The organism is Synechococcus sp. FACHB-909, from assembly GCF_014698945.1.
Taxonomy (GTDB): Bacteria; Cyanobacteriota; Cyanobacteriia; order PCC-6307; family Cyanobiaceae; genus Cyanobium.
In genome coordinates this window covers 117,860-142,873 of record NZ_JACJTY010000005.1, presented here as the reverse complement: position 1 = coordinate 142,873, position 25,014 = coordinate 117,860, and the positions used below count along the sequence as shown (strand labels likewise).

Below are 25,014 nucleotides of genomic sequence, written 5' to 3'. Positions count from 1 at the left end.
GCCACCTCCCTTCCCCCCGCACCCCGCCCATGGATCCCCGCTTCCGGGTCGAGCTGATCGCCGCCACGCCGAACCCGCAGCAGTGCGTCTACGCCGGGATGCACCAGGACTACAGCGAGGGGTTCGTGGCCGCCGACCGGGCCGACTGGCCCGACGAGCGCAAGGCCGGTGAGATCTGCGTCAAGCGGCTCCTGGCCGGCGAACGCGGCCACTACGGCCCGCTGGAGCACGCCCAGATCGTGCTCAACGTGGGCTGGTTCCCCCATTCGGTGATGCAGCAGGCCCGCACCCACCGGGTGGGGGTGAGCTTCGATGTGCAGTCGATGCGCTACACGGGCGACCGCATCCGCCGGGCCGCCAACGGGGAGCTCGACCTGGAGGAGGTGTTCTACCTGCGGCCGGTGGGGCCCTACAGCGACCGCCAGGGCAAGAAGTACCTCTACGACGAGGGGCAGCGGGCCATCGATCTGGAGCTTTGCCGCACGGCGGCGGAGCGCTACCGCGACCTGCTCGATGCCGGCTACGCCGAGGAGCACGCCCGCGGCATCCTGCCCTTCGACTACCGCCAGCACTTCGTGGTGAGCTTCACCCTGCGGGCGTTCCTGCACTTCCTCGACCTGCGGGCCAAGCTCGATGCCCAGCAGGAGATCCGCGAGCTCTGCGACCTGATGTGGCCCCACCTGCAGCAGTGGGTGCCGGAATTCGCCGACTGGTACGAGAAGAGCCGGCTGCACAAGGCCAGGCTGGCGCCCTGATGAAACGCCTCAGCTGGGGCCTCGCCCCCTGCCTGGCGCTTGTCCTGGCCATCGCCCTGCCGGGTGCGGCGGCGGCGGCACCGGTGCTGCGGGTGGGCCTGGTGGATGGCTCGCCGCCCTGCAGCTACCGGGAGGCGGGGGTCTGGCGGGGGCTGGGGGTCGATCTGTGGAACCGGGTGGCCACGCTGGAGGAGATCCCCTACGTCGTCTCCCAGTGGCCGTCGGTGCGGCAGATGCTGGAGGCCAGCCGCGAGGGCAAGGTGGATGTGGCGGTGGGCTGCATCAACGTCTCGCCCGACCGCCTGAAGCGCTACCGCTTCAGCCTCCCCTTCCAGGAGGACGGCCTGGCGGTGATGGTGGTGAAGAGCCGGCTGGACCTGGGGCGCTCCTTCCTGGCGGCCCTGCTGACGCCGACCCTGCTGCAGCTGCTGGGCGGCTACCTGCTGGCGATCGCGGCGCTCACCTGGCTCACCCTGCGCCTGGAGGTGCGCACCCATCCCGTTCCGGTCAGCCGGCGAAGCTCCCTGCGCCACTGCAGCAAGGTGTTCCAGGTGCTGGCCACCGGGCCGGGCAGCAACACGATCGTGACCACCACCCGCGGCAACGGGATCGTGATCCTGGCCTACCTGGTGCGGATCGTCTCGGCGTCGCTGCTGGTGGGCTATCTCACCGTCAATGTGGCCGGGGAGATCCAGGACACGGCCAGCGGCGCCATCCGCTCGCCGGCCGACCTGCGCGGCCTGCGGGTGGGGGTGCGCAGCGGCACCGTCAGCGAGTCGCTGCTGAAGGAACTCAACGCCTCCAGTCCCGGCCCCAGGGCCACGATCGTGCCCCTGAAGAGCATCAGCGAGGGGGGCCAACTGCTGGCCGAGCGCAGGGTCGACGCCCTGCTGGGGGACAACCTGCAGCTCAGCTACCTGCTGCTCCAGGAGGAGGCCAAAGGCTTCCTGCCCAGCCTGGCGCTGGAGGGAATCCGGCCCGAGTCGCAGGCGTTCGCCTACGCGCCGAGTCTGCCGGTGGCCACCGCCGACCGCATCGACCAGGCGATCAGCGCCCTCAAGCGCAGCGGCGTGGTCAGTGAGCTGCGCCAGCAGGCGACGACCCGGGGGAACGCCCAGGGGCGCTGAAGCCGGCGCTCCACCAGCGCTCCACCACCGCGGGGCTGCCGTACCAGAAGGGGCCGAAGGCGCCGCCATGGGCCACCCCCGGCAGCACCAGGGGGGTGGAGCCTTCCAGCAGGGCTGAGGCCACCGGCACCAGGCCGTCGCCCCGGCCTGTGGGATCACCGGTGCTGTTGCGGTAGGCGGTGGGAGCCAGGCGCTGGGCCATGGGGGAGGCCGCCTGCAGATCCAGGTCGCCGGCCACCGAGACGTAGCGCACCCGATCGGCGAAGGGGCAACCGGGCAGGCGCTCCGCCACCATCCGGCGCAGCACCGTGGCCTTGAGGGCGGTGTGGGGGCTGCCCAGCATCACCAGGGTGTCGGCCAGGGCCTTGCCGTCGTAGCGGCGCCCCTGGAACGGGGCCTCATCCAGGAACAGCCGCAGCATGATGCCGCCGGAGCTGTGGCCGATCAGCGTCACCTTGCCCGTGGGGGACTGGCGGGCCAGCTCGGCGACCGTGGCCTGCACTCGATCGAGGATCCCGGCCCAGGCGAAGGCGAACACGGTGAGCAGCCACTCGGGCTTGCCCACCGGCACCAGCCGCACCGGCTGGCCGCTGAGCTGCTCCAGCCGCGCCACCATCGGGGCATAGGCCTCGGGGCTGATCAGGAAACCCCCGAGGATCACGATCGGCTGGCGGGTCATGGGTGAGGCCTGGCGGCGCCGCCGAGGGACCCTACCCGCGGCGGGCCGCCTCGATCGCCGCGATGTCGATCCGGGTCATCTGCATCATGGCCTCGAAGGCGCGCCGGGCCGCGGCCCGGTCGGGGTCGGCGATGGCGGCGGTGAGGGCGCGCGGGGTGATCTGCCACGACAGGCCCCATTTGTCTTTGCACCAGCCGCAGGCACTTTCTTCGCCGCCATTGCCAACAATCGCGTTCCAGAGCCGATCGGTTTCGGCCTGGTCGTCGGTGGCGATCTGGAACGAGAACGCTTCGCTGTGCTGGAACGCCGGCCCCCCATTGAGGCCCATGCAAGGGAGGCCGGCGACGGTGAACAACACGGTCAGGACATCACCCTCCTGGCCCGACGGATAGTCGGCCGGCGCCCGAAAGATCTCACCCACCGCACTGTCCGGGAAAGTTTCGGCGTAGAACGTGGCCGCCTCCAAGGCGGTGCCGTCGTACCAGAGGCAGATCGTGTTGCGAGAAATCGTGTTGCGAGAGACCGTTTTGCGAGAGACCGTGTTGGGGGGCACCATCCTCACGGTCCATGGATCTGTCTGGCGATCCTAGGCGGCGGCTCAGGAACATCGGATACGGCGAAAGACATCACGCCACGCAGCAGAGGTAAGCCGCCAAAAGCCGTAACGGAAGCTGTACACGCTGTACAGGCCTGTTCAGCGGATCATGATCTCCATGCAAGTCGCCATCACAGTCGCCTGGCTGGATACAGCCAGCCCTTGAAGAGTTTCGTCATGCGGGGCATGGCCACATAGGTCATAACGGCGACCACAACCAACGTCACCACCAACGTCCGCAGCAAGGCGGGGAGAGGGCCGATCAGCGGCACCAGGATGACATTGATCAGATTGATCAGCACATAGATCGTGATCCAGGAGACCACCATCATTTTGTAGCGAGGTGGGGCAGGCAGACCCGGTCGATGGGGCAGGGTGAACCAGGTTTCCAGGCCAGTGAGCATCGCGTACTGGCCCGTGCCCTCCGTGAACTGACGGGCACGATTCAACAGGCGTTGGCGAATCGGAGAGGCTTCCCATTGCTTGAGCCTGCTGATGCGGTCGAACTTGAACACAATCCGGTATTCCGGATGGTCCGGATCGGATGGGCGGAACACGTTGACGCCCAGGTGCCCCTCACAGGCCATGGCCGCTTGAATCAGCTCGGCGAGAACCGCTTCGAAGGCTGCTTCACATCCGGGTTTGATCCGTTGCAGCACATCCACCGTCGTGGGCGGATCAGAATCCAGGTGTTCAGGGGCGCTCATGGCTGCAGGAGTTGGTGCCCGGCGATGCCGATGTCCAGGCGCACAACCTTGGCAGGCTCCAGACCCGACGGCAACGGGAACGACAGGCCTCCATTGGTGACGACATACAGACTGGTGTGGTCGCCCGCACCGGCACCAAAGGCCAGCGCCGTGCTTCCGACCATCCCCTGCTCTGCCTCGGCAATGGTGGTGATCCGGCGATCGGGCGTGATCTTGACCACACTGTTGTAAATGTGGGTGGTGCCATAGAGGTTGCCCTCCCGGTCAAAGGCAAAGTCATCGAGATTGACGGGTTCGAAAAAGATCTCCGGCTCACCAGGTTGCCCATTGGGCTGAATCGGTATCTGGATCAACTGCATCCGTTCCGTGTTGGACGCGTAGAGCATCTGCCCATGGATCTTGAGTCCGTTGACCGCCGGGAACTCCCTGTCCTCGGAACGGCGCGCCAGCAGAGGATGCTCCAGCCATAGGCCGACCGACCGATCCGCCAGATTCAAGTGCCAGATGGCACCGCGATAGGAGTCGGCCATCAGATAGGAGGATGGCGAGAGGGGTGTCAATCCGTTCAGGAAGATGGCCTTGGGCATGGTCACCAGCAGCGTCACAGCGCCCTGGGAGGAAATCGAATAGACGACAGGAAGGCCGTCGGCGTCCCAGGCTGTCAGCAACAAGTCTCCGGCAGGGGTCAGGGCCAGCCCCGTGGCATTTCCAGCGATGGCCGCATGCACCACGGGCACACCATCGACGCCCATCCGAAACACCTTGCCATCCAGATGGCTGCTGACAAACAACGTGCCATCGGTGCTGACCGCAATGCTTTCCAGGAATGTGCCTGGTGGAAACTCCGCAACGAGATGCGATGGAGCGATCGCCACAGGCACCTCGGCGAAAATCGGCGGCAGTCCGGCTGGGGTAGACATTCAGGATCCTCGGAACGCGAGCCATTGAAATGGAACCGGGGTCAGGCTAGCCATCAAGTCCGCATGGATCTTTCCTGATCTTTTGAAAGATGGCACAATCTTTTGATCTGGGGTGCAGGTGTGGGCTATTTCACGGATGTTCGATAGGCCCTGGGGGTCGTGCCCAGGTGCTGGCGAAACACGCGCGTCAGGTGACTCTGGCTGGAGAAGCCACACTGGAGGGCAATAGCGGCGATGGCTGCATCCGAGCGCGCCAGCAGCTGCTGCGACCGCTGCAGCCGGCACTGAACGATGAACTGGTGGGGCGACGTTCCCGTGGATTGTTTGAACAAAGTGGCAAAGTAACAGGCGCTCAGTCCCACCAAGTCCGCCAGATCCGCCAACGACAGTGCCTGGTCGAGATGGTCCTGGATGTAGCCGGTCACCAGGGCAAGCGTGGACGGCGGCAATGGCCCCGCAGCCGGGAATCGGGGTGGAACCGCCGAGTACGTCTTCAGCAGATGCACGGCCAGACAATTTACGAGCGATTCCACGTACAGCTGATCGCGTCCCCCGTTCAGCTCCAGCTCCGAGCGCAGGGCCAGCCCCAACTGACGAACCAGGGCATCCACCCGGGGCAGACCCGGCACCAGGTCAACCTGATCGGGGCGGATCGCCTCATAGGCAACCCGACCGAGAACATCGGGCCTGAGGGTGAGGATCAGGAACTCCGCGTCCTGATCCCACTGAACCTGATGCGTCACCTTGGCAGGGACGACGATCACCTGCTCGGCAACAACCTGCTCAACCTGCACCCGTCCATTCAACGTCCGTTTGACCTGGAGATCTTCCGGGATATGGGTATGGATGGCAATTTTGTGGTCGGGATAGGCATACTCCGGGGTTTCGAACGGAGGGCAACGGAACTGCTCCAGCGCGATCCCCTGCCACCCTGCCCCAGCACTGGACAGCAAGGGAACGTTCGGAAGAATGGGCGCCAGGTTGTCGGTTCTGACTGGGAGCGAATCAGCTCTGGTGGTGGGTGAATCAGCCATATCCAGACCTGAGCCATCTGTGAATACCACGGCAGCGAGTCTATGGACGGGTCCCATCCGTCACTGTGTCTGACCTCACCCGATCGCCGTTCGGCAGGACCGGTCTACCCGACCCTCCGGGCCACGTACATGCCATAGCTGAAGTGGGCGCTGTGAGCTTCGTAGAGACGGATCTCTTGTTCTTCGGCGCTGACGATGGCCTGGGCGGCTTCGCTGTGGCCGTGTCGGCTCAGGAAGTCATTGAAGCGGGCCTGCAAGGGCCGGTAATAGTGATCCAACCAGCAGCGCCGGGGGAGCACGACGTAGCCGATCGGCGCGTAACCGTGCTGTTCCAGCAGGGCGATCTTGGCCGAGGCCCGGTCGATTTCGGGGTACTCCGCCTGCCAGTGCCGCTGGAGATCCGCCGGTCGCGCCGCGGTGGTCCAGGTGATCTCGCTCACCACCAGCAAGCCATCCGGTTTCAGGAAACGGCGCCACTCGGCGATGCCCCTGGCGAAGCCGATGTTGTAGATAGCCCCCTCCGACCAGATCATGTCCAGCTCCCCGTCAGCGAAGGGCAGGTTGTCCATGGAGGCGGCGCAGGGGGTGATCGCGCCCGCCACTCCCTGCTGTCGCGCCCGGGCCTGGAGAACGTCGAGAAACTCCGGCCGCAGATCCACCGCCGTGATCCGGGCGTTCGGCAACAGGCGGGCCAGCAGCAGGGTGGAGGCTCCGGTACCGCAGCCGATGTCGGCCAGCTGCAGTGGCGCGGTGCGGTCGACCCCGGCCAGCTGCAGTGCCAGTTCCGTCTCGGCGTCCCCGCCCGGCCCCTGCCGCTCCCCATCCCGGTGCAGATCGATCAGCAGCTCGAGAGGGTCCATGGGCTCACGGCTAACGGCTAACGGTTGTGGATCCAACCCAGGGTGGCCTCTTCCACCCGGATGGCCGGCAGGAACAGCCCGTACTCCCAGCCGTCGCCGGGGGGACGGTCGCGCCGGGTGATGAAGTCCTGCCGTGGGGGCCCCTTCCCTTCCGGGCCGCCATAACGCTCCACGGCGTGGAAGATGGACACCCGGGCCACGCCGTAGCCCAGTACGTAGGCGCCCAGAAGGCCAGCCAGGAGGGGACGGAGATGCCTGACCAATCGGCCCAGCTCCCTGCGCAGAACTGGGGCCCATCCAACACCAAACCCATGGCTTCGGGCGAACAACCTTCCGGGGCTTGCGGGGCTTCCGGGGGCGGCAGGGGCTCAACAGGGCAGCGCACAAAGCTGTACAGCCTGTACAGGTCTGCTCCGTGCTCCGAGAGAGACATCAAGGTCGCTGATCAGGCTCCATGGCCATTCGGCGCAGCGGCCCCTCGGCAACGGCCCCTCGGCGAGGCCCCCCATCAACGGGCTGGGCCTGCCGTCGGCGCCGGCACGGTGATCGGCTGGCCCTTCACCCCCGCGTAGACCACCACGATCTCGGCGGGTTCGGTGCCGTTGTTGGTGCCGTAGTGGGGCTGGTTCACCATCTCGATCAAGCCCTGGCCCGCCTGGAGCTGCACGCTGGCGCCGGCCGCACTGGTCACCAGCAGCCGGCCGCGGATCAGCATGCCGGCGTTGATCACCGGGTGCTGGTGCATGGGCAGCGCCACCCCCGGCGGGATGGTGATGTGCAGCACGGTGACTTCCGGCTGGCCGCTGGGGTAGGCGGGAAGGGGGGTGCCGTTCCACGACCGGGTGGATTGCACCAGCGTCCGCACCGTGACGCCGGCCGGTTCGCCTTCCGCCAGACCCGGCCGCACGGCCAGCAGCAGGCCACAGGCGAGCAGCATCGGCGCCAGGGCGCGCCGCCGGCTCCGACGTGTCGCCCCGAATCGGTCCATCCCCATAGCCTGCCCCACAGCACCCGCCGGTCCCTGTGGATTTCACCGCCGATCTGCCCGTCGTCCAGGTCCGGCGGGCGGTGATGCGCCGGGCCCTGATCGCCACCGATGTGCCGCCGCGGGTGGCACTGGCGATGGGCGACGAGCCGCAGCTGCTGCGCTACACGGTGGGACTGTTCGGCTACGGCCTGATCGGCTGCGCCGTCACCGATGCGGAGAGCTGCCTGCGCCGCCTGGCGGAGCAGGCCCACGGGCTGCTGGTGTGCTCCGACAGCCTCGAGGGCGGTGACGTGCTCAGCCTCACCGCCACGGTGAAGGAGCGCCATCCCCAGCTGAAGGTGATCGTGATCGGCACCGCCCCGGTCCAGGACCCGGCGCTGGTGCGGGCGGCCTGGGTGGACGGGCTGGTGGCGGAGCGCGACATGACCTTCCGCAGCGGCGCCCTGCAGGCGGCGGTGCTGGCGGCGCTGGGCGGGCACCACTTCCGCAGCGCCTCGATGCGCGGCCTGCCGGTGCCGGCGCCGATCAGCGAACTCAGTCCGCGGGACTACGAAATCCTCGAGGGCCTGGCCGACGGCCTCACCGACCGGGAGATCGCCGAGCGGCTGATGATCAGCCCGAGCACGGCCAAGTCGTACACCAAGCGGCTGCTGCAGAACATGGGCGCCCGCAACCGGCTCCAGGCGCTGGTGATGGCGCTGCGGCAGGGCCTGATCCGGCTGCGCTGAACCGCGCGCGCGCCGGTGCCGCGGCGGCCGATCACCCTCCGGCGCGCCGCCAACCACCCTCCGAAGGGGGTCGCCCCGGACAGGTGGGGCGCCGTAAACCGTTGGGGGTGATCTGTTCTGAGCGATGGCGTCCGTCGATCCGCTGACCGGGGTGGGGTTCAACTACGCCGAGGCCCTGCAGAAAAGCTTCCTCTTCTATGAGGCCCAGCGCTCCGGCGATCTCGATGAGGCCCGCAAGCGGATCGACTGGCGCGGCGATTCCGGTCTGCGGGACGGGGCCGACGGGGTGTACTTCGGCGGGCGCACGGCGGCCAACCTGCAGAGCGGCCTGACGCTCGACCTCCGCGGCGGCTACCACGATGCCGGCGATCACGTGAAGTTCGGGCTGCCGCTGGCCTCCACCCTCGCCACCCTCGCCTGGGGCGGCATCGAGTTCTCCGATGGCTATGCCGTCACGGGGCAGACCGATGAGCTGCTGGATGCGGTGCGCTGGGGCACCGACTACCTGCTCAAGGCCCACGGCGTCGACGCCGCCGGCACCACGCTCTACTTCGTGGCCCAGGTGGGCGATGCCGGGGCCGACCATGCCCTCTGGAGCTCGCCCGAAAACCAGACGATCGCCCGGCCGGCGATGGCGGTGACGCCGAGCAAGCCCGGCTCCGATGTGGCGGCGGGCTCGGCGGCGGCACTGGCCTCGGCGTCGGTGCTGTTCCGCCAGAACGGCGATGCCGCCTACGCCGACGTGCTGCTCAACCGCGCCGTCTCGCTCTACGACTTCGCCGACCGCTACCGGGGCAGTTACGCCGATGCGATCCCCGAGGTGCGCTCCTTCTACAACTCCTGGAGCGGCTACAACGACGAGCTGGCCTACGGCGCCGCCTGGCTGTCGCGGGCGGTGGGCGCGGCGGGGGGCAACGGCACGGCCTACCGGGACAAGGCCCTGTCGATCTACACCGGCAGCATCGGCGGCCTCTCGCGCGGCTGGACGGGCAACTGGGACGACGCCTCCTACGCCACGGCGGTGATCCTGGCGGAGGACACCGGCTCGGCCCGCATCCAGCAGGACGTGGAGGGCTGGCTGAACAACTGGGTGAGCGGCGGCAACGGCGTGACGATCAGCGCCGGAGGCCTGCGCCACATCAGCCAGTGGGGTTCGCTGCGCTACGCCGCCAACACGGCCTTCCTGGCCGATGTCTACGCCGACAACGTGCGCGATCCCGGCGGCGCCTACGGCCGTCTTTCGCAGGGAACAGTGGACTACATCCTCGGGGCCAATCCGCGCCAGTCGAGCTACCTGGTGGGCTTCGGGGCCAACGCGCCCCGCCAGCCCCACCACCGGGCGGCCTCGGGAGTGGGCTGGGACGGGTTCCGCAACGGCCAACCCAACACCCACACCCTCTACGGCGCCCTGGTGGGCGGCCCCACCAGCGCCAACGACTTCGCCTACCAGGACCGCCGCGACGACTACGTCGCCAATGAGGTGGCCCTCGACTACAACGCCGCCCTCACCGGCGCCTTCGCCCGCAGCGTCGAACGCCGCGGCGGCGTGCCGCTCAGCGACGCCCAGCTCGACGCCCTGCCCGGGATCACGGTGCGGCCGGGCGGCGGCGGAACTCCGGTGACACCAACCCCGACGCCGACGCCCACACCAACGCCAACACCGACTCCCACCCCGACACCGACTCCCACACCAACGCCCACGCCAACCCCAACGCCCACACCGCCGCCACCGATTCCCACGCCCATTCCCACCCCCGGCGCCCCGCTGCCGGCCACGCTCAACGGCATTCCGCTCACCTCCAGCCCGGATCTGGCGGTGGTGGTGGGCGGCTCGATCTGGACCGGCGGCATGACGGTGCAGCTGACCATCAGCAACGCCGGCGCGGCGGCGCTGAACGGCTGGAACTTCAGCTTCGAGAGCCCGCACCGTCCCAGCGGCACGCCATGGGGGGTGCGGATCAGCAGCACGGCGCTGGCGGGCGGCCTGTTCCGCCACGTCGTCAGCGGCGACGCCTGGGCCAGCGCGATCCAGCCCGGCCGCAGCGTGACGGTGGGCTTCAACGCCAGCCAGGGCAGGGCCCTGGGCCACAGCGGCGCCCTCACGGCCGCGACCCTGTTCGGCGGCGCCGGCCGGCTGGCCTTCAGCGCCGCCAACCCCCGCTTCCTGACGGGCAACGCCGCCGCCAATAGCCTCAGCAGCGGCCCCGGCGCCGATGCGCTCACCGGCCTGGGGGGCGCCGACACGTTCCGCCTCGCCAGCCTGCGCGACTCGCTGCTGGGCGCCCCCGACCAGATCACCGATCTGGTGATCGGCAGCGACCGCATCGATGGCCCCCAGGCGGTGTCGGCCGCCGCCCTGCGCGAACTGGGGGCCGTGGCCGACCTCACCCCCACCGCCCTGGCCGCCGTGCTCACCCCCTCCACCTTCGCCGCCAACGGCGGGGCCACCTTCACCCTGGCCGCCGGTGGCGGTGGCGGCGGCAGCCGCACCTTCCTGGCCCTCAACGACGGGACCGCCGGTTTCCAGGCCGCCAGCGACGCCCTCGTCGAGATCACCGGCTACAGCGGTTCACTCACGGCGCTGGCTGTGGTGTGAGGCGGCCATCAGACCGCAAACATCTCCTGCAGGATGGTCAGCAGCTGGAGCAGGGTGTCGTTCGGCAGGGTGCCCAGCCGCTTCACCAGCCGTTCTCGATCAACCGTGCGCAGCTGGTCAGGCACGACGTGGCCCTCTTTGCCCTGGAACGAACAAGGAACGCGGAAGGGGTAGGGGTGAGCACCGGTCGTCAACGGCGCCACGATGAACGTGCCCATGTGGGCGTTGAGTTCATCGGGCGACACGACCACGCAGGGCCGGGTCTTGCGGATCTCCTGGCCGCGGGTGGGATTCAATGCCACCAGAAAGATGTCCCCGCGGCAGACGGCGACGTCCGTCACCACTCCCATTCCCCATCGTCGAAGCGGGTGGGAGTCGCCGCATCAAGCAGACCCTCTGGCGCCACGGCAGCTGCTGCCTCGGCCCAACCGGCCCGCGGCGCCGCCACAGGCGTGATGGTCAGCACACCAGGGGCGGCGTGGATGTCCACCTCATCGGTGAGGCCGGCTTCCTCGAGCAGCGGCTTGGCCAGGCGAAGACCGCGTGAATTGCCGATCCTGACCAGCTTGGCCCTCACACGCCCGGCCCCAACCATGTAGTCACATTGTAGCCACTTCAAGAGCAGGAATCACCACCGTGTCCCGGTCGCTTCTGTAGAGACCCACGTAGACGAGCAGGCCGAGCACCACGAACACCCCCTGCGCAACCACCGAGGCCATCGAGAGCCACGGGTAGGCATAGCCACCGGCCAGGAACGTCGAGATGTCCCACAGGCCATGGGCCACCATCGCCGGCCAGATGAGGCCCGTGTAGCGGCGGAAGACATACAGGAGGATGCCGCTCAGGGCCGCCAGCACCACCTGGATCGCCCCGATCCAGCCCATGCCCATGGCCATGTTGGGGAGGTGGAACAGCCCGAAGCAGATGCCCGTCCAGATCGCGGCGCTGGCTTCCGAGCGGCCCCCCTGGCGCAGGCAGCGCAGGAACAGGCCGCGGAACAGCAACTCCTCGGCGAAGCCGACGCCGATGCCGGCGGCGAGGATGGCCAGGAGCAGGGCCGGCGGCACCGCGCTCCACTGGATGCCCACCAGGCGGAAGGCGATCATCGCCATCCAGGCCAGCATCGACAGCTTCATCAGGCCGGTGCAGCGCAGTCGCACGGGATCCCGCCAGACATGGTCCCAACGGCACCAGTGGGTGAAGGCCAGAAGCGCCAGGCCGCCGAGGCTGAGGGGAACAACCGCCGTGGCGAAGGCATTGCCGGCCGTCTTGAACCAGTCCGTGTAGGGAATGCCGGTGCGGAACTGCAGCACTCCGGCCAGGGCGCTGTAGGCGAGCCAGAGCGCGATCCCCAGGCGGATCGTCGGACGGACGCCCATCGCGGCCATGGGTACATTCGGAGCAGCACCGATTCTGCCGATGCGACGTCTCCCGATCCTTGCCGCCTCCCTGCTGGGCCTGGCGTCCGTGGTGGTGGCGGCGCCGGCGCTGGCCGATACCGTGCAGGCCCGCTGCGATGTTTTCCCCGCCGGAGACGACAAGGCCACGTCCTCCGGGCTGTGCACCTTCTCGCAGCGGCAGGGATTCGTCAGCATCGAGCTCAAGGGCGGCCAGAGGATCGAGCTCAAGCCCAACGAGAGCACCCCCAACGCCTACTTCGATGGGCGCGGTGAACCGGCCAGGCGGGAGATCCTGGACGCCAACCGCGGCCAGGTGTACCGACTGGAGAAGCAATCGATCTTCGTCTTCTGGGATCCCGCCCCCTACGGCAAGGAAGCCAGCAGCACCACACCCACCCCGCCCGCGGCGAAACCGCCGGAAATCGTGCAGCTGCTGCTGGGCATCCGCCAGGTGAAGTTCGAGGGCGCCTGCCGGGTCAACTTCAACAAGGCCGGGAAACAGTTCAGCAAGACCTCCGCCTGCACCCCCGCCCAGGTGACCCAGGCCGAGGACGCCATGCAGCGCTTCTTCCGGGAACAGGGCCTCTAATGGGACCTGGGTGGGCGGTGGTCAGTTGCGACGGACTTGCCGTTCCCGATCAACGGGAAAGGCCGTAGTGGTAGACGCAGAACACCGCATCGCGCTTCCAGCCGGCTGAGGTGTACAGCGCCTGCGCGGCGGTGTTGGTGTGGGCCGTGGAGAGGGAGAGGCGGATGGCGCCAGCCTCGCGGCCGTGGCGTACGGCGGCATCAAGAAGGAGGCGGGCCACCCCCGAGCGCCTGGTCTCGGGCACCACGAACAGGTCGTTGAGGATGAAGATCGGCGCCATCGACACCGAGGAGAACGACGGATAGAGCTGGGTGAAACCAAGCACCAGCCCATCGGCTTCGGCCATCAGCAGCACCGAGTCGCCCTGGGCCAGCCGCTCCTTCAGGAACGCGCGGACGCGATCCGGTTCGGACGGCTGGCCATAGAACTGGCGATAACCGTCGAACAGCGGAACGATCACATCGAGATCGGATGGACCGGCTTGACGGACAACAACGGGGGGCAAGTAACAACGCGTGGCTATCAGCCATCATCGCGCTGAATGCGCAGCATCTCCACCGCTGCGGCGCGATGGGGTGACGTCGCCCAGCCCAACTCCAGCAAAGAAAGCACCCTGACCTCTCTGGCCACGCGGCAGAGCTCCAACGGCGAGGCCTGGTGAAACGCCGCGTCCAACTGGCGGCAGTTCAGCGTTCACATACCGCCCCATCAGCAGAGCCGGCCATCCTCCAGCGACAGGGTGCGGTCGGCGATGTCGAGGATGCGGCTGTCGTGGGTCACCAGCAGGATCGTGCAGCCCTGCTCCCGGGCCAGCCGCTGCATCAGCAGCACCACCTCGCGGCCGGAGTGGCTGTCGAGGGCGGCGGTGGGTTCATCGGCCAGCAGCAGCGGCGGCTCCCCCACCAGGGCTCGCGCCACCGCCACCCGCTGCTTCTGTCCGCCCGAGAGCTGGTCCGGCTTGACATCCAGGTGATCCCCCAGCCCCACGCTCTCGAGGATCCGCCGCGCGCGCCGGTCCATCTCGGCGTCGCTGAGGGTGCCGCGCATCTCCAGCGCCATGCGCACGTTCTGGGTGGCGGTGAGACTGCGGTGCAGGTTATGGGCCTGGAAGATGTAGCCGTGCTCGCGGCGGGCCAGGGTGAGCTGCAGCGGCGAGGCCCCCACCAGCTCCCGCCCCAGCACCCGGAGCCGGCCCCCCTGGGCCGCCCGCAGGCCGCCGATCAGGGTCAGCAGGGTGGTCTTGCCGGAGCCGGAGGGGCCGGTGAGCAGCACGATCTCGCCGGCGGCCACCTCCAGGGCCACATCGAACAGCACCTGACGCCGCACCGCGCCCCGGCCGAAGTGGTGGTTGAGCCCCTCGATCACGATCGCGCTGGCCATGGCGGCGGTCCCCATCAGAAGAGCTCGGCCGGATCGGCCGCCTGCAGCCGCCGGGTGGCAATCGCCCCCGAGGCCAGGCACATCACCAGCGTCAGCACGAACACCGTGCTCGCCCGCCCCAGAGTCATGGCGATCGGCAGGCTGGTGGCCTTCGCCGCCACCGCATACAGCCACACCGGCATCAGCACGCCGGGGATGAAGCCCAGCGCCGCCAGGATCAGGGCCTGCTCCACCACCACCAGCAGCAGGTAGCGCTGGCGGAAGCCCATCGCCTTGAAGGTGGCGTACTCCTGCAGGTGAGTGTTCACATCGGTGGAGAGCACCTGGTAGACGATCACCACCCCCACCACGAAGGCCATCGCCGTGCCCAGCCCGAAGATGAAACCCACCGGGCTGGCCACCCGCCAGTAGTTCTCCTCGAACTGCACGTAGTCGGCGTGGCTGAGCACCTGCACATCGTCCGGCAGGTGGCGCCGCAGCGCCCGCACCACCGGTGCCACCGGTTCGCCCGGCGCCAGGGTGAGCAGCCCGACGCTGATGCTGCCGGCCTTCGCCCGCGGGAACATCCGCAGGAACGTCTGGTCGCTGGCCATCAGGGTGGCATCCGCCCCGAAGGAGGCCCCCAGCCGGAACAGGCCGCCCACGGCGATGGTGCGCCGCTCGATCTCGCTGGTCACGGGCTCGCCGCGATCGAGCCGGGCGATCACCTCGCCATAGCGGCCCCGGGCACCCCGGTCGAACAGCACCGTGTCAGGCAGCTTGAGGCGATCGGCCTGGGCCCGCACCTCCGGCAATCGCAGCACATCGGCATCCGGATCGAAGCCCAGCACCTGCACCGTGGCGCTCTGCAGGGTCTGGGGATTGCGCCAGTTCACCGTGCGGATGTAGAGCCCCTGGGCCTCCACCACACCGGGCACATCCAGGGCCTGCAACAGCCGGCGGCGCGGGAAGGTGGAGAGGTTCTGCAGGTTCAGCGCCTTCGGGCTGATCAGCACCACATCGCCCCGGAAGGCGCGATCCAGGCGGGTATTGCTGTCGTAGAGGGCCGCCTGGAAGCCCAGCTGCATGAACATCAGCAGATCGGCGAAGGCGATGCCGGCGAGGGCCACCAGGAAGCGGCCGCGGTCGTGGCGGAGCTGCAGCCAGCCGAGCGGAGTTCTCATGGCCCGATCACCACCCGCACCTGCAGGTTGGTGAACCCCGCCGCCCGCCGGCTGCTCTCCGGCGTCAGCGGGGCGCGCACCTCCACCACCCGGTTGTCGGTGTTGGCGCTCGGATCGGTGTTGATCAGGTTCTGGCGCAGCACGATCGCGCCGATCTGCTCCACCCGACCCTGCAGCGGCTGGGTCAGGGCCGGGCTGGTGATCCGCACCGGCTGCCCCCGCCGCACCCGCGGCAGATCGCTCTCGTACACCTCCACCACCGCCTGCATCCGGCCGGTCTGGCCCAGCTGCAGGATTCCCGCCGCCCCGGGGGCCTCGCCCGCCCGGGCGAACACCTGCAGCACGGTGCCCGCGATCGGCGCCCGGATCAGGTTGTCGTCGCGGGCGGCGATGGCGCGCTGCAGGTTGGCCTGGGCCTGCTCCAGCACGCGCCGGGAGGCCTCCACATCCAGATCCACGCCGCCGTCGCCGGCGCTGCTGCGCGCCTGCTGCCGCGCCAGCAGCACCCGGGCCTCCTGCAGCGAGGCTGTGATGGTGTCGAGGCTGAGGCGGCGGTTGTCGCGCTCTTCGGCCGAGACGGCACCGCTGGTGAACAGGCTCTGGTAGCGGGCGGCCTCGGTGGCGGCCGTGCGCCGCTGGGCCTCCAGGGAGCGCACCTTGGCCCGCTGGCCGTCCTCGCCGCTGCCGGCATCGGCGCGGGCGATCGCCAGCCGGGAACGGGCCAGGTTCACCTCGGCCCGGGCCGCCGCCACGGCGGCCTCCAGCTGGGGCTGGTTGTCGAGCAGGGCCAGCAGCTGGCCGGCCTGCACCGCATCGCCGCGGTCGACCAGCAGGGCCTGCAGGGTGGGCTGGCCGGCGCCCGAGAGCGGCGCCGCGATCGTGCGCAGGGCGCTGACCGGCTCCAGCCGGCCCAGGGCGGTGACGGTGCGGATCGGCCGCTCGACCACCGGCGGCGGCGGCGGCGGCGTGGCGCGGCGCAGCAGGCCGACGCCCAGGGCCAGCACCACGGCCCCGCCCGCCGCCACCAGCCCCAGCTGCGTCCGCCGCCCCACCATCGCGCCCCTCCCATCTGCAGTTACTATACGGTTCAGTTCAGTTTTTTGAGCAGGACGCGCCATGCCCCCAGCCGATGCCGGTGGTGACGCTGCCGTCCCCAGGAACACCTCCGGCCCCAGCGCCCGCGAGCGGCGCAGCCAGCACAAGCGTCAGGCCGTTCTCGACGGCGCCCGGCGCGAATTTCTGCAGCACGGCTACGCCGCCAGCTCAATGGACCGCGTCGCCGCGGCGGCGGGCGTCTCGAAGGCCACCGTGTACGGCCACTTCGCCGACAAGCAGGCCCTGTTCCGCGCCCTCACCGAGGCGATGGTGGGCGAGCGCCTCAGCGAACTGTTCGGCGCCTCAGCCCAGCAGGCCCTGCCGGCCGAGCCCGCCGCGGCCCTGCGGGAACTGGCGGCCCGCTGCCTGGAGTGCCGCCACAGCCAGCCCCAGTTCCTGGACTTTCTGCGGCTGGTGATCGCCGAGTCGGAGCGGTTCCCCGAACTGGCCAAGACCTTCCTGGCCCAGCTGGAGCTCACCGGCGTGGGCCGGGTGACGGCGCTGTTCGAGGCCATCGCCGGAGAAGCGGAGGCGGAGCTGCGGGCGCGGCTGTTCATGGGCGCCCTGGTGCACCTGATCCTGATGCAGGACCTGCTGCACGGCCGCGAGGTGGCCCCGGTGGACCGGGAGGCGTACGCCGAGCTGCTGGTGCGATTGGTGAGCGCGCCGCCGGGGACTCCGGGCTGATTCGGGGGCTCTGGCGGAGGCGACTTCAGGCGCGGGCGTCCTGCAGCGGGCAGCCATAGGCGGCGAACGCCGCGTCGGCACTGAGCAGGGTGAAGGGGCCGCTGATGGCCTGGGCGACGAGCAGGCGATCGAAGGGATCGCGGTGATGCAGGGGCAGCTGCTCAAGCGCCAGCAGATGGGGAAGGTCGATGGGGAGGAACACGAAGCCGGATGGCTCCGCCCAGGCGATGGCCTCGCCGGCCGACAGGGGCATGTCGCCGCGGGCGAGGGTGTGCTTGATGGCGATCTCCCAGAGCGACACATGGCTGAGAACCACCGCGCTGGCCCGGTTGGTGATCAGCTCACGGCTGAGGGGCCCCAGCTTCGGGTCATCGGTGATGGCCCAGAGAAAGGTGTGGGTGTCGAGCAGCAGCCGCATCAGCCCTGCTCGAACAGATCGGCGATCAGGGGATTGGCCGCATCGATCGACTCGGGCACCACGAACTGGCCGCGGGCGATGCCGAGCCGGCGGGGTCGTTCGGGCGGCTGCAGGCTGGTGAGCCGTGCCACGGGCCGGCCGTTGCGAGCGATCACCACCTCGGCCTCGACGCCGGTTTCGATCGCTTCCACCAGGCGTGAGAGGTGGGTCTTCGCTTCAAGCATGTTCACCACCCGGCTGGGACGGGACACCATGGCGACGGGCACCTCAACCAGACCAGACTAGACCAGAAGTAGCCACCCGGACGGTCAGGCAGGGACGGCTGGCGGATCCGAGCGTCGGTACAGCAGCACGCCGGCACGTTGGATGTGGTCCAGAAGGGCGGGATGGCTGATGGCGGAGAGTGCGGAGAGATCGATCACCCAGGGCAGGAGCAGATCATCGAGATGGGCATCAATGCGGGCCAGGGTGGCGTTGCGGATGACGTGACCCGTCAGGGTGAGATCGATATCGGAGGCGGGGCGGTGGCGGCCAAGGGCTCTGGAGCCGTAGAGGATCGCAGCCTCCACCTCGGGGTAGCCGGCGAGCACCCTCTGGATGGCCGCCACGGCCGAATCCGGTAGGCCGATGGCCTGACCTGACGCCAGCGGGGCCGTGCTGATCATGGCCGGGATTCGCTGAGTGCCGCGAAGCGCACACGCAGGGCGCCGAACAGCGGAGCGAAGCGATCGATCACGTCGTGGGCGATCGCCTTGGCCTGCTCAAGGTTATAGGTATGCGATGACTGGTTGCGGGCCTTGATCATCGCCATCCAGCCCTCCCCATCGTCGACAAGACCACTTTGGAAGGCCAGGCGCGTGGCATCGCGCGATCCAATGATGCCTTCGATTCCCTGATATTGCAGATAGTCCTTGAGCAGGTTCCAGGCGAGTTCATGGGTGAACTCGAATCCCTGAATCAGCCCCTGCTGTTCCAGCTCGCTCAGCGGGCGCTGCTGCGCCAGCGCAACACCGCGTGCCAGCACCTGCAAGGCCCGTTCGAAGTTGTCAAACCGCTGGCGCCAGCGGATGTCAGCATCTGCCATGGGTTCAGGGTAGGCAAGGGGCCCGAGCGGTCCGTTGCCCCGCCGCGGACATCAGTCCTCCCGGCGGCTCCTGGCCTCGGCAGCGACATGCCACCACCGCGGCCTGCGCGAGAGGTAGGAGTGGGCCGTCGGAGCCAGATCCTTGAGGTGGGGCTTGTCGAAGGCGCCGGTGGCGAGGGCGACGATCGGCCCGTCGTCGATGGCTCCGATCGTGGTGCCGCAGGTGCTGCAGAAGGCCCGGCTGGAGAAGGCGGAGGACCGCCATGTGGCGGGCCTGCCGCCGGGACCGATCCACTCGACGCTTGCTGCAGGGAACTCCACCCAGGTGAGCGTGAGCGCGCCTGAGTGCCGGCGACAGATGGCACAGGAGCAGGTGTGGGGCCTCTGCGGGACACCGGTGGCTCGGAAGCGGATGGCGCCACAGAGGCAGCCGCCTTCGAAGATCCTGGGTTTCATCGACCAGTGCGCGGGGGCGCCGCCTCTACCGACCGCATCCGCCGCAGGAACTCCCGGCCACAGGCCAGCTTGCCCGCCAGGTCGCTCTCGGGGTCAAGCGCGCGCCAGAACGGCGTGACCGGGTCCACACCGGCCTGCAGGCGGAGGTAGGAGCGCTCGGCCACGACCCGCAGGGCGATCCCGGTCGTGACCGGACAGGAATAGTCGGCTCCATGCCGCGCGGCCAGCCTCTGGCGCAGGGTCGCCGCTGCCATCACGGCCCCAGGCGCGATCTCGCACACCTCCGCATCGACGATCCGAGGGGTGACGACCAGCATCCGGGCACCGGCGGGGATGCCCGCGAACGATTTCTCCAGCACCTTCATCTGGGGCTCCCGGCTGGCCTGGAACCTCGCCTCCCAATCGGTGGCAGGTTTATTGCCCATAGCTCGATGTCCCCGCCTGCGCCGCCTTCCAGTCGTCCGTGAGCATCCCGGCGAACCCCCAGTTCTCGTCGTCGATCTCCTGGATGACGATATGGGTGTGCTCGGGCTTCTTGCCGAGCACACGAACGAGTGAATCCGTGATGTCCCTGACGATTTCGGCCTTCTGCTGCCGCGATGCACCTCGGGTGATCTGAACGTTCACGTAGGGCAAGGGTCTGGCTCCTGGAATAGGCGGTGCTTTGGCCTCCTGCCTATTCAAGGCCCCAGCGGCCCGGAGCGATCTGCTGGCGAAGGCCCAGCAGGCCTGCGGCAGCGGCCAATGCCGGAAAAACTGGGCTACGTCCTGGCCCCCCTCCAGATCGGGATCACTCCGCTGTTGCGGATGGCCTGGTCATGGGTGGCGAGCACCAACCCATGGGCCAAACCCGTGGCCACGATCAGCCTGTCGGCAGGATCACCATGGAACCCATCCGGCATCTGATGGAGGGCGATGACCACCTCCACGTCAAGGGGCATGATCTGAACTACCGCAGGGGAAGCGGCCTCCTGCAACCAGGTCTGAAACGGCCGATCCAGCGTCAGCCGTCCTTTGGTGGAGAGCATCTGCGCCTCCCAGAGGCTCATGGCCGAGAGGTGGGTGCTGCCGGCGGCAGCCATTCGATCCAGCGAACGCCGTTCCCCGGCCACGAGGCGCTCGGAACCCAGCAGCCACCACAGCCAGACATGGGTGTCAAGCAGAATCTTCACCGCAGGGCATCGAAGGCCTGGGCCTCCAGCACGGATTCCTCTGGCTCAGCGTGGAGCACACCGGAACCGCGCAGGGTCGTCCATGGCGGGGGTCCCTGAGCGGAGCGCGCGGTCGGCGGCATGAGGCGTGCCACCAACTTGCCGTGGCGGGTGATCTCCACCACCTCGCCACCACACTCCACCTGCCGGATCAACTCCAGGCACTGGGCACGGAACTCGGTCACGGAAATGTCCATTAGGGCATCTTAATGGACATTTCGATTGAGGTCCTTCTGCCTGCTCACAGCCGAAACCCACGTCGGTAGAACAGCACCGCTGCCAGTATCTGCAGACCATCTGGAGATCAGGGCAACGCCGGCCATGGAACAGGGCAACGCAGCCGTCCAGCGTCCGGGGGAAGCGCCGCCGGCCAATCCCGACCGCTGGTGGACCCTGGCCGCCGTGGAATGCGGCAACTTCGTTGTCTACATGGACGGGTTCATCGTCACCCTCGCCCTGCCGGCGATGGCGCGTCAGTTCGGCGTCGGGCTGCCGGTTCTCAAGTGGGTGATCGTCGCCTACCTGCTCACCGTGACGGTCACCCTGCTGCCGGCCGGACGCCTGGCCGATATCTGGGGACGCCGGCGCATCGTCGTCATCGGCATGGGCGTCCTCGTCGTCACGTCGGTGCTGTGCGCGCTGGCGCCGACGGTGGAGATCCTGATCGGCTTCCGCGTTCTCCAGGGCGTGGGCGGCGGCCTGGTGCTGGCCAACGTGATGGCCGAGATCACCGCCGTCTTCCCGAAGCAGGAGCGACGCAAGGCCATGGCCGTCAATGCCTCGATCCTGGCGCTGGCCCAGGTCACGGGGCTGGTGCTCGGCGGCCTGCTGATCGGCCAGTTCGGCTGGCGCTCCCTTTTTCTGGTGATCCTGGCGGTGAGCCTGGCCGGACTGATCCTCAGCCTCCGGATCCTCAAGGCCCGCCCCCGCAGCCAGGACCGCAGCGCCATGGACTGGACGGGGGCCCTGCTGGCGGTGGTGGCCACCAGCGCTCCCTTCCTGGTGATCGAGCAGCTCTCCCAGGAGGGGCTGAGCCCGGCCAGCCTGGCGCTACTGATGGGCGGCGCGGCGGCCCTGGCTCTGTTCGTGGGGGTGGAGCAGCGCCTGCCCAAACCATTGCTGACGCTCAGCCTGTTCCGCTCGCGGGCCTTCAGCTTCGGCTCGGTGGCCGCCGCCTTCTACTTCGTGGCCGCGGTGGCCTGCTACTTCCTGCTGCCTTTGTACGCCCAGCTGGTGCTGGGCCGCACACCGGTGATGTCGGGGGTGCTGATCGTGCCGCTCTCGCTGGTGCTCACCGCCACGAGCCTGACGGTGAGCAGCCTGGGGGATCGGACCGGGGCGCGGACCCTGAGCACCGCCGGCATGCTCTGCGTCAGTTCGGGCCTGGTGGGCCTGTCCTGGCTGGGTCCGGACGCTGCCGACGCCAGCATCATCGGGCCGCTGGTGCTGCTGGGCATGGGCGGCGGCCTGTTCCATCCCCCCAACAACAGCGCCACGCTCAACACCGTGCCGCCGCAGCACCTCAGCGTGGCCAATGGGTTCCTGTCGACAGCGCGCAACTTCGGCCAGGCGATCGGCACGGCGCTGGCGGCCTCCCTGCTCGCCCACGGCCTTGGCGCCGCCGGTGCCGACGCCGCCCTGGCCGGGGAGGTGGGAGCGCGGCTGGGCGGGTCCCAGCTGGAGGCCTTTCTTGGCGCCCAGCAGTTGGCCTTCCGTCTGGCGGCCGCCCTCGGCCTGGTGGGAGCGCTGATCTCCGTTTGCCGCGGGGCCGAGGCCCCGGCGGCTCAGTGAGGCACCACGATCCAGCCGGTCTCCGGTTCGCCGTAGTGCACGCAGGCGCCACCGACGGCGGCATGGTGGGCCGTGAGGGCGCAGAGGGCGGCATCGATCCAGTCGATGCTGGTGAGGGGTGCCAGGTCGATGCCCGCCTGCTGCAGCACCGCCCGGCGCTGCGCACGCTTCTGGGAGGCCTGGGCCTGGCCGCCGCGCAGGTGCCAGGTGATGGCGTGAGGGAAGGTTTCAAAACAGCCCGGCCCGTTGATGGGCAGGCGAGCGACCAGGGGATGGGACGCCGCCAGGGCCTGATACAGCGCCTCCCCCTGCAGCATCCAGTTGTAGTAGCCGTTGGGGTGGGCCACGGCGGCCTGGCGGGTGGGGGAGGCGAAGCAGATGATCCCCTGCTGCCTCAGCTCCCGTTCGCATGGTCGGGCGCGGCCGTCGCTGCTCCAGCGGCAGGGGGCGTCGATGGCGATCACGCTCGCCTGGACCACGGAGCGGCACCAGTGGGCGAGGTCCTGCACATCGCTCGTGGCCAACTGGGCGGCGTAGGCGCCGCCGCTGAGGGCAACGGCATGGAAGCCCTTGCGGGGGCCGCCGACATCGATGCCAACGGCCGTGCATGGGGGGCCACTGGTGGCGGGTGGGGCGAGAAAGGCTTGGGGTCCGGTCACAACGCGAGAGATGGGCGGCGGGGAATCATCCGTTTCATGGCGACGCTGCCAGCACGGCATTCGCTGCTGCTTCGCCCGCCGCGCAGGCCCCTTCCATGTAGCCCCTCCAGGCGCGGGCCAGATGGGTGCCAGCCCAGAAGATCCGGCCGCAGGGTTGCCAGAGGCGATCACCGATCGTCGTGAGGGTCCCGGTCGTCATGTAGGAGCAGGCGCCGCCCTGCGACCAAGGTTCGTTGACCCACTCCTGGACCACCATCTCGACGGGATGGCGTCCTTGCTCGCCCAGGGCAAAGGCCACCTGATCGAGAATGATTCGGTCGCGTTCTTCCACGCTCAAGTCCTCAAGCCGAAGCGACGGCTCACCGCCAAACAGAATCGAGATGGCCCCATGCCTGGCGTCGCCATCGCCAAGGTCAAAGATGCCCGTCATGCCGTTATCGAGGCTCGTGGCGATACCCGACAGCCCTTGCTCACGCCAGAACGGTGTTTCGTAGGCAAGGATGGCCTTGGTGTAGCGACCGATGGGGCAGCGTTGGTGAAAGGCGCGCCGATAAGCGGGTAGGGGTGGCTCAAACTCCAACCGATTGATCATCACCGGCGGCAGTGCACAGATCAACCGCTTGCCCTGCCAGGTGGAATCGTGGCACTCCACGACGACACCTTGATCGTTCTGAATGATCCGGCGCACAGGAGATCGGAGGGAAACAACCCCGTTGACGCTGGCGGCCAGCCCCTCGGAGATCAACTGGCTGCCCATCATGTGGGCGGCCTGTCCACCGGTGAGGGTATCCCCCATGAAGATGATGTCCCCGCACGTTTTCAACAGATGCAGGGTTTCGAGGAAAGAGACTTCCGCTGGCATCACCCCGAAGTAAGCATTCGTGCTCATCGCCAGGAGCTCGCGCGTGGCCGGTGTCTCCACGTTCTGCTGAAGCCAGGTGGCAAAGGTGATGGCATCAAAGTCCTTGGCCATCGGGTGGTCCCAGGGCGCGTCAAGGTCGATGCCAGAGAGGGCCTCCTCCAGCCTGGCAATGGCGGCCTGGAGTTCAGGCAGGGCCGCATCTCGACCAGGAAAGCTGCCGACCTCTCCGGCATGGGCTGTCGTTCCGTCAACCGCCACCTCTTGCCCGGTCTTGAACTGGCGAATCAGTGGCACAGAGAATTCGCGCACAAGTTCATGCATGCGCGTGTGGTTGTCGGCGAGCCAGGCACCGCCCAGGTCGATGTGTTCGCCGAGGTATTCGCTGTATGGGGAGCAGGTGAGCCCACCGACCCGATCGCGTGCCTCCAGGACGGCGACCCGCTGCCCGGCCTTTGACAGCACACGGGCTGCGTAGAGCCCCGAAAGGCCTGCTCCAACGATGATCGTGTCGAAGATCGGCTGATCTGACGTTGCTTGTGTTGCCATGATCGATGCTCGTCGTGTGATTGATGAAGGGATGGTGTCGGGACGTGTGTGATCGCAGGGTCAGGAGGCGCTTCGCAGCATTCCCCAGTTCTTCAGGCCCGTGATTCCAGGAACCGAGTCTTCGATGGCGACGTTGAAGCCAAAGCGCCGATACAGGTCCAGGTTGCGCTCGCTTTGGGTCTCCAGGTAGACAGGCATGGACTCCTGCTCGGCACGTTCAAGCAGGTGATTCATGAGGATCTTGCCAACACCCTTGCCTTGCGCCTGAGGATGCACACCAAGCATCAGAAGGTAGTAGTGATGCGTAGGCGCAGATTGCTTGTGCATGGTGTCCATGTGCTCCATGAAGCCCAGGACCCTTGCCAGGGTGGTGAGGCCCAACCGAAAGGGTGCCAGCAGCAAGCCGCTGCGGGCCATGGTTAGGAGGCTGATGTTGGTATTCCCAGGTGGGAGCCAGAGAGCTACACCTTGACGGGTACTGGTGGTGTACACCTCCCCGGAATGGAGCGCATAGGCGCAGGCACAACGCACGAACTCCCTGGTCTGGCATTCGCGTCGAGCGCCTGTGAAGAGGTGGCTCATGGGCGGTTCGTTGAGGAAGGCTGCGCCCAGCAGGGCGGTTGCCCAGTCAAGGTCTGCACCGGTGAGCCTTACAACGCTGGATGTCTGTTGCATCGTCATGGT

35 protein-coding genes are annotated in these 25,014 nt (G+C 68.3%); 7 read left to right on the top strand and 28 right to left on the bottom strand.

Going from position 1 to position 25,014, the window contains the following annotated elements; genetic code table 11:
• Positions 1-29: 29 nt before the first annotated feature.
• Complete coding sequence (thyX, locus tag H6G99_RS09750) at positions 30-755, top strand: FAD-dependent thymidylate synthase (protein ID WP_190611310.1); 726 nt, start codon at positions 30-32, stop codon at positions 753-755.
• Positions 755-1,882: a substrate-binding periplasmic protein gene (locus H6G99_RS09745; RefSeq protein WP_190611309.1), complete on the top strand. Its 1,128-nt coding sequence runs from the start codon at positions 755-757 to the stop codon at positions 1,880-1,882. Before thyX ends, H6G99_RS09745 begins: the two co-directional genes overlap by 1 nt.
• On the opposite strand, the gene H6G99_RS09740 is transcribed toward H6G99_RS09745, so the two are convergent.
• The 8 genes from H6G99_RS09740 to H6G99_RS09705 form a co-directional block, all read right to left on the bottom strand.
• The gene (locus H6G99_RS09740; protein WP_190611308.1) at positions 1,830-2,561 is read right to left on the bottom strand and encodes an esterase/lipase family protein; all 732 of its coding nucleotides are present in this window, start codon (positions 2,559-2,561) and stop codon (positions 1,830-1,832) included. The two genes, H6G99_RS09745 and H6G99_RS09740, sit on opposite strands and share 53 nt — an antisense overlap.
• A gap of 31 nt (positions 2,562-2,592) precedes the next feature.
• On the bottom strand, positions 2,593-3,117 hold the full coding sequence (locus tag H6G99_RS09735; RefSeq protein WP_190611307.1) for a VOC family protein: 525 nt from the start codon (positions 3,115-3,117) through the stop codon (positions 2,593-2,595).
• A gap of 170 nt (positions 3,118-3,287) precedes the next feature.
• Positions 3,288-3,863 carry an antibiotic biosynthesis monooxygenase gene (locus tag H6G99_RS09730; RefSeq protein ID WP_190611306.1) on the bottom strand — a complete coding sequence of 192 codons (576 nt, stop codon included), beginning with the start codon at positions 3,861-3,863 and terminating at the stop codon, positions 3,288-3,290.
• The gene (locus tag H6G99_RS09725) at positions 3,860-4,783 is read right to left on the bottom strand and encodes an SMP-30/gluconolactonase/LRE family protein (RefSeq protein WP_190611305.1); all 924 of its coding nucleotides are present in this window, start codon (positions 4,781-4,783) and stop codon (positions 3,860-3,862) included. Before H6G99_RS09725 ends, H6G99_RS09730 begins: the two co-directional genes overlap by 4 nt.
• A gap of 125 nt (positions 4,784-4,908) precedes the next feature.
• Positions 4,909-5,736, bottom strand: coding sequence for an AraC family transcriptional regulator (locus tag H6G99_RS09720; RefSeq protein WP_190611304.1), 828 nt, complete (start codon positions 5,734-5,736; stop codon positions 4,909-4,911).
• Between the two features lie 185 nt (positions 5,737-5,921).
• Positions 5,922-6,677, bottom strand: coding sequence for a class I SAM-dependent methyltransferase (locus H6G99_RS09715; RefSeq protein WP_190611303.1), 756 nt, complete (start codon positions 6,675-6,677; stop codon positions 5,922-5,924).
• 17 nt (positions 6,678-6,694) lie between these two features.
• A complete protein-coding gene (locus H6G99_RS09710) occupies positions 6,695-6,940 on the bottom strand; it encodes a hypothetical protein (protein WP_190611301.1) in 246 nt (81 codons plus the stop codon).
• A 245-nt stretch (positions 6,941-7,185) separates the two neighbouring features.
• On the bottom strand, positions 7,186-7,614 hold the full coding sequence (locus tag H6G99_RS09705) for a cupin domain-containing protein (protein ID WP_190611300.1): 429 nt from the start codon (positions 7,612-7,614) through the stop codon (positions 7,186-7,188).
• Between the two features lie 86 nt (positions 7,615-7,700).
• Between H6G99_RS09705 and H6G99_RS16575 the strand changes: the two genes are divergently transcribed.
• Entirely contained in the window at positions 7,701-8,393 is a 693-nt protein-coding gene (locus H6G99_RS16575; RefSeq protein ID WP_190611298.1) for a helix-turn-helix transcriptional regulator, read from the top strand.
• 124 nt (positions 8,394-8,517) lie between these two features.
• Positions 8,518-10,989, top strand: coding sequence for a glycoside hydrolase family 9 protein (locus H6G99_RS09695; protein ID WP_190611296.1), 2,472 nt, complete (start codon positions 8,518-8,520; stop codon positions 10,987-10,989).
• 8 nt (positions 10,990-10,997) lie between these two features.
• On the opposite strand, the gene H6G99_RS09690 is transcribed toward H6G99_RS09695, so the two are convergent.
• Genes H6G99_RS09690 through H6G99_RS09680 form a run of 3 tightly spaced genes read right to left on the bottom strand, consistent with a single transcriptional unit; the run spans position 10,998 to position 12,368 of the window.
• Positions 10,998-11,339 (bottom strand): type II toxin-antitoxin system PemK/MazF family toxin, encoded by a 342-nt coding sequence (locus tag H6G99_RS09690; protein WP_190611294.1) that lies wholly within the window; start codon positions 11,337-11,339, stop codon positions 10,998-11,000.
• Entirely contained in the window at positions 11,327-11,566 is a 240-nt protein-coding gene (locus tag H6G99_RS09685; protein WP_353617213.1) for an AbrB/MazE/SpoVT family DNA-binding domain-containing protein, read from the bottom strand. The genes H6G99_RS09690 and H6G99_RS09685 overlap by 13 nt, the downstream gene beginning before the upstream one ends.
• Positions 11,567-11,588: 22 nt before the next feature.
• A complete protein-coding gene (locus H6G99_RS09680; RefSeq protein ID WP_190611291.1) occupies positions 11,589-12,368 on the bottom strand; it encodes a CPBP family intramembrane glutamic endopeptidase in 780 nt (259 codons plus the stop codon).
• A gap of 40 nt (positions 12,369-12,408) precedes the next feature.
• Here H6G99_RS09680 and H6G99_RS09675 point away from each other — a divergent pair, with 40 nt between their 5' ends.
• Positions 12,409-12,978, top strand: a complete 570-nt coding sequence (locus H6G99_RS09675) for a hypothetical protein (RefSeq protein WP_190611290.1) — start codon at positions 12,409-12,411, stop codon at positions 12,976-12,978.
• A gap of 49 nt (positions 12,979-13,027) precedes the next feature.
• Here the strand turns inward: H6G99_RS09675 and H6G99_RS09670 are convergent, their stop codons facing one another.
• From H6G99_RS09670 to H6G99_RS09650, 5 genes are read right to left on the bottom strand one after another with little or no spacing between them, the layout of a single operon-like run.
• On the bottom strand, positions 13,028-13,483 hold the full coding sequence (locus H6G99_RS09670; RefSeq protein ID WP_190611288.1) for a GNAT family N-acetyltransferase: 456 nt from the start codon (positions 13,481-13,483) through the stop codon (positions 13,028-13,030).
• 17 nt (positions 13,484-13,500) lie between these two features.
• The gene (locus H6G99_RS16210) at positions 13,501-13,653 is read right to left on the bottom strand and encodes a hypothetical protein (RefSeq protein ID WP_199297103.1); all 153 of its coding nucleotides are present in this window, start codon (positions 13,651-13,653) and stop codon (positions 13,501-13,503) included.
• Between the two features lie 33 nt (positions 13,654-13,686).
• A complete protein-coding gene (locus H6G99_RS09660; protein WP_190611286.1) occupies positions 13,687-14,358 on the bottom strand; it encodes an ATP-binding cassette domain-containing protein in 672 nt (223 codons plus the stop codon).
• A gap of 14 nt (positions 14,359-14,372) precedes the next feature.
• A complete protein-coding gene (gene devC / locus H6G99_RS09655) occupies positions 14,373-15,521 on the bottom strand; it encodes an ABC transporter permease DevC (RefSeq protein ID WP_190611284.1) in 1,149 nt (382 codons plus the stop codon).
• Complete coding sequence (locus H6G99_RS09650) at positions 15,518-16,576, bottom strand: HlyD family efflux transporter periplasmic adaptor subunit (RefSeq protein WP_190611282.1); 1,059 nt, start codon at positions 16,574-16,576, stop codon at positions 15,518-15,520. The genes devC and H6G99_RS09650 overlap by 4 nt, the downstream gene beginning before the upstream one ends.
• A 61-nt stretch (positions 16,577-16,637) precedes the next feature.
• Here H6G99_RS09650 and H6G99_RS09645 point away from each other — a divergent pair, with 61 nt between their 5' ends.
• Positions 16,638-17,303, top strand: a complete 666-nt coding sequence (locus tag H6G99_RS09645; RefSeq protein ID WP_190611280.1) for a TetR/AcrR family transcriptional regulator — start codon at positions 16,638-16,640, stop codon at positions 17,301-17,303.
• 25 nt (positions 17,304-17,328) lie between these two features.
• Here the strand turns inward: H6G99_RS09645 and H6G99_RS09640 are convergent, their stop codons facing one another.
• The 9 genes from H6G99_RS09640 to H6G99_RS09600 form a co-directional block, all read right to left on the bottom strand.
• Positions 17,329-17,721, bottom strand: a complete 393-nt coding sequence (locus H6G99_RS09640) for a type II toxin-antitoxin system VapC family toxin (RefSeq protein ID WP_190611279.1) — start codon at positions 17,719-17,721, stop codon at positions 17,329-17,331.
• The gene (locus tag H6G99_RS09635; RefSeq protein WP_190611277.1) at positions 17,721-17,975 is read right to left on the bottom strand and encodes a type II toxin-antitoxin system Phd/YefM family antitoxin; all 255 of its coding nucleotides are present in this window, start codon (positions 17,973-17,975) and stop codon (positions 17,721-17,723) included. The genes H6G99_RS09640 and H6G99_RS09635 overlap by 1 nt, the downstream gene beginning before the upstream one ends.
• 54 nt (positions 17,976-18,029) lie before the next feature.
• Positions 18,030-18,386 (bottom strand): nucleotidyltransferase domain-containing protein, encoded by a 357-nt coding sequence (locus H6G99_RS09630; protein ID WP_190611276.1) that lies wholly within the window; start codon positions 18,384-18,386, stop codon positions 18,030-18,032.
• Positions 18,383-18,805 (bottom strand): nucleotidyltransferase substrate binding protein, encoded by a 423-nt coding sequence (locus H6G99_RS09625; protein WP_190611275.1) that lies wholly within the window; start codon positions 18,803-18,805, stop codon positions 18,383-18,385. Before H6G99_RS09625 ends, H6G99_RS09630 begins: the two co-directional genes overlap by 4 nt.
• Before the next feature lie 51 nt (positions 18,806-18,856).
• Positions 18,857-19,261 carry a GFA family protein gene (locus tag H6G99_RS09620; protein ID WP_190611273.1) on the bottom strand — a complete coding sequence of 135 codons (405 nt, stop codon included), beginning with the start codon at positions 19,259-19,261 and terminating at the stop codon, positions 18,857-18,859.
• Positions 19,258-19,626, bottom strand: coding sequence for a hypothetical protein (locus H6G99_RS09615; RefSeq protein WP_190611271.1), 369 nt, complete (start codon positions 19,624-19,626; stop codon positions 19,258-19,260). Before H6G99_RS09615 ends, H6G99_RS09620 begins: the two co-directional genes overlap by 4 nt.
• A gap of 49 nt (positions 19,627-19,675) precedes the next feature.
• Positions 19,676-19,888, bottom strand: a complete 213-nt coding sequence (locus H6G99_RS09610) for a tautomerase family protein (protein ID WP_353617219.1) — start codon at positions 19,886-19,888, stop codon at positions 19,676-19,678.
• A gap of 134 nt (positions 19,889-20,022) precedes the next feature.
• Positions 20,023-20,433 (bottom strand): type II toxin-antitoxin system VapC family toxin, encoded by a 411-nt coding sequence (locus H6G99_RS09605; RefSeq protein ID WP_190611268.1) that lies wholly within the window; start codon positions 20,431-20,433, stop codon positions 20,023-20,025.
• Complete coding sequence (locus tag H6G99_RS09600) at positions 20,430-20,657, bottom strand: type II toxin-antitoxin system Phd/YefM family antitoxin (protein ID WP_199297102.1); 228 nt, start codon at positions 20,655-20,657, stop codon at positions 20,430-20,432. Before H6G99_RS09600 ends, H6G99_RS09605 begins: the two co-directional genes overlap by 4 nt.
• Before the next feature lie 136 nt (positions 20,658-20,793).
• On the opposite strand from H6G99_RS09600, the gene H6G99_RS09595 reads away from it, so the two are divergent.
• Positions 20,794-22,263: an MFS transporter gene (locus H6G99_RS09595; RefSeq protein WP_190611265.1), complete on the top strand. Its 1,470-nt coding sequence runs from the start codon at positions 20,794-20,796 to the stop codon at positions 22,261-22,263.
• Here the strand turns inward: H6G99_RS09595 and H6G99_RS09590 are convergent.
• Genes H6G99_RS09590 through H6G99_RS09580 form a run of 3 tightly spaced genes read right to left on the bottom strand, consistent with a single transcriptional unit; the run spans position 22,257 to position 25,011 of the window.
• The gene (locus H6G99_RS09590) at positions 22,257-22,922 is read right to left on the bottom strand and encodes a DUF429 domain-containing protein (RefSeq protein ID WP_233133796.1); all 666 of its coding nucleotides are present in this window, start codon (positions 22,920-22,922) and stop codon (positions 22,257-22,259) included. The genes H6G99_RS09595 and H6G99_RS09590 overlap by 7 nt on opposite strands.
• A 34-nt stretch (positions 22,923-22,956) precedes the next feature.
• Positions 22,957-24,330 carry a flavin monoamine oxidase family protein gene (locus H6G99_RS09585; RefSeq protein ID WP_190611262.1) on the bottom strand — a complete coding sequence of 458 codons (1,374 nt, stop codon included), beginning with the start codon at positions 24,328-24,330 and terminating at the stop codon, positions 22,957-22,959.
• 60 nt (positions 24,331-24,390) lie between these two features.
• On the bottom strand, positions 24,391-25,011 hold the full coding sequence (locus tag H6G99_RS09580; RefSeq protein ID WP_094584430.1) for a GNAT family N-acetyltransferase: 621 nt from the start codon (positions 25,009-25,011) through the stop codon (positions 24,391-24,393).
• Positions 25,012-25,014 lie beyond the last annotated feature (3 nt).

What these genes read in the sequence shown, in the direction of transcription:
- H6G99_RS09635 (WP_190611277.1), bottom strand. Translation starts at nt 17,975, where the DNA reads ATGGTGTCCCGTCCCAGCCGGGTGGTGAACATGCTTGAAGCGAAGACC.
- H6G99_RS09690 (WP_190611294.1), bottom strand. Translation starts at nt 11,339, where the DNA reads ATGGGAGTGGTGACGGACGTCGCCGTCTGCCGCGGGGACATCTTTCTG.
- H6G99_RS09675 (WP_190611290.1), top strand. Translation starts at nt 12,409, where the DNA reads ATGCGACGTCTCCCGATCCTTGCCGCCTCCCTGCTGGGCCTGGCGTCC.
- H6G99_RS09725 (WP_190611305.1), bottom strand. Translation starts at nt 4,783, where the DNA reads ATGTCTACCCCAGCCGGACTGCCGCCGATTTTCGCCGAGGTGCCTGTG.
- H6G99_RS09615 (WP_190611271.1), bottom strand. Translation starts at nt 19,626, where the DNA reads ATGAAGGTGCTGGAGAAATCGTTCGCGGGCATCCCCGCCGGTGCCCGG.
- H6G99_RS09585 (WP_190611262.1), bottom strand. Translation starts at nt 24,330, where the DNA reads ATGGCAACACAAGCAACGTCAGATCAGCCGATCTTCGACACGATCATC.
- H6G99_RS09630 (WP_190611276.1), bottom strand. Translation starts at nt 18,386, where the DNA reads ATGATCAGCACGGCCCCGCTGGCGTCAGGTCAGGCCATCGGCCTACCG.
- H6G99_RS09740 (WP_190611308.1), bottom strand. Translation starts at nt 2,561, where the DNA reads ATGACCCGCCAGCCGATCGTGATCCTCGGGGGTTTCCTGATCAGCCCC.
- H6G99_RS09735 (WP_190611307.1), bottom strand. Translation starts at nt 3,117, where the DNA reads ATGGTGCCCCCCAACACGGTCTCTCGCAAAACGGTCTCTCGCAACACG.
- H6G99_RS09695 (WP_190611296.1), top strand. Translation starts at nt 8,518, where the DNA reads ATGGCGTCCGTCGATCCGCTGACCGGGGTGGGGTTCAACTACGCCGAG.
- H6G99_RS09730 (WP_190611306.1), bottom strand. Translation starts at nt 3,863, where the DNA reads ATGAGCGCCCCTGAACACCTGGATTCTGATCCGCCCACGACGGTGGAT.
- H6G99_RS09645 (WP_190611280.1), top strand. Translation starts at nt 16,638, where the DNA reads ATGCCCCCAGCCGATGCCGGTGGTGACGCTGCCGTCCCCAGGAACACC.
- H6G99_RS09680 (WP_190611291.1), bottom strand. Translation starts at nt 12,368, where the DNA reads ATGGGCGTCCGTCCGACGATCCGCCTGGGGATCGCGCTCTGGCTCGCC.
- H6G99_RS09705 (WP_190611300.1), bottom strand. Translation starts at nt 7,614, where the DNA reads ATGCTGCTCGCCTGTGGCCTGCTGCTGGCCGTGCGGCCGGGTCTGGCG.
- H6G99_RS09580 (WP_094584430.1), bottom strand. Translation starts at nt 25,011, where the DNA reads ATGACGATGCAACAGACATCCAGCGTTGTAAGGCTCACCGGTGCAGAC.
- H6G99_RS09640 (WP_190611279.1), bottom strand. Translation starts at nt 17,721, where the DNA reads ATGCGGCTGCTGCTCGACACCCACACCTTTCTCTGGGCCATCACCGAT.
- H6G99_RS09660 (WP_190611286.1), bottom strand. Translation starts at nt 14,358, where the DNA reads ATGGCCAGCGCGATCGTGATCGAGGGGCTCAACCACCACTTCGGCCGG.
- thyX (WP_190611310.1), top strand. Translation starts at nt 30, where the DNA reads ATGGATCCCCGCTTCCGGGTCGAGCTGATCGCCGCCACGCCGAACCCG.
- H6G99_RS09620 (WP_190611273.1), bottom strand. Translation starts at nt 19,261, where the DNA reads ATGAAACCCAGGATCTTCGAAGGCGGCTGCCTCTGTGGCGCCATCCGC.
- H6G99_RS09595 (WP_190611265.1), top strand. Translation starts at nt 20,794, where the DNA reads ATGGAACAGGGCAACGCAGCCGTCCAGCGTCCGGGGGAAGCGCCGCCG.
- H6G99_RS09745 (WP_190611309.1), top strand. Translation starts at nt 755, where the DNA reads ATGAAACGCCTCAGCTGGGGCCTCGCCCCCTGCCTGGCGCTTGTCCTG.
- devC (WP_190611284.1), bottom strand. Translation starts at nt 15,521, where the DNA reads ATGAGAACTCCGCTCGGCTGGCTGCAGCTCCGCCACGACCGCGGCCGC.
- H6G99_RS09650 (WP_190611282.1), bottom strand. Translation starts at nt 16,576, where the DNA reads ATGGTGGGGCGGCGGACGCAGCTGGGGCTGGTGGCGGCGGGCGGGGCC.
- H6G99_RS09715 (WP_190611303.1), bottom strand. Translation starts at nt 6,677, where the DNA reads ATGGACCCTCTCGAGCTGCTGATCGATCTGCACCGGGATGGGGAGCGG.
- H6G99_RS09625 (WP_190611275.1), bottom strand. Translation starts at nt 18,805, where the DNA reads ATGGCAGATGCTGACATCCGCTGGCGCCAGCGGTTTGACAACTTCGAA.